The organism is Burkholderia sp. Ac-20345 (assembly GCF_017104825.1).
Lineage (GTDB): Bacteria > Pseudomonadota > Gammaproteobacteria > Burkholderiales > Burkholderiaceae > Burkholderia > Burkholderia lata_B.
On record NZ_JAAGPO010000528.1, the window covers coordinates 1 to 829 of the forward strand.

General features: G+C 71.8%; 1 protein-coding gene. It reads right to left on the minus strand.

The annotated features are described in order from the left end of the window. Positions 1 to 829, minus strand: an 829-nt coding sequence (locus tag G3O06_RS48455; RefSeq protein WP_205820485.1) for a sigma 54-interacting transcriptional regulator, incomplete at both ends; no start/stop codon positions are given.

Sequence of the window (829 nt, forward strand, 5' to 3'; positions counted from 1 at the left end):
TGCGCGGCCGCGTCGGGCCGCCAGCGGTGCGCGGTGAGCGCCGCGACGATGCGGCCGCGTTCGTCGTCGGGTAGCGTGCCGGGTACAACGCCGCCGAGCTGCGCGGCGATCTCGGCCGGCAGGTCATGCCGCGTCACGCGCGCGGCATCGCACACCGCGCACGCATAGCGCAGCACGTTGCGCAACTGCCGCACGTTACCGGGCCACGGGTACGCGGCGAGCTGTTCGGCGAGCGTCGCATCGAGCGTCAGCACGTGGCCGGTGGCCTGCGCCTCCTCGGCGAATACGGCGGCGATGACGTCGCGCACGTCGGCGCGCGCGCGCAGCGGCGGCAGTTCGAACGTCGCGCCGCTCAGCCGGTAGTAGAGGTCCTCGCGGAACGTGCCATCGGCCACCATGCGTGCGAGATCGCGGTGCGTCGCACAGATCACGTCGAGGTCGACGCGTACGGGCGTATCGCTGCCGAGCGGCACGACCTCGCCATCGGCGAGCACGCGCAACAGGCGCGTCTGCAGCGCGAGCGGCATGTCGCCGATTTCATCGAGGAACAGTGTGCCGCCGTCAGCAAGTGCGATCTTGCCGCGCGCGCCATGCTTGCGTGCGCCGGTGAACGCGCCGGCCGCATAGCCGAACAGCTCGCTCTCGATCAGCGCTTCCGGCAGCGCGCCGCAGTTGACAGCGACGAACGGCCGCGCGCGCCGCGCGCCGGCGTCGTGGATCGCGCGTGCGAACACTTCCTTACCCGCACCGGTTTCGCCGAGCACGAGAATCGGCAGCCGCTTGCTCGCGACACGCAGCGCGAGCTCGGCCTGCTGCGCGATATGCGCGT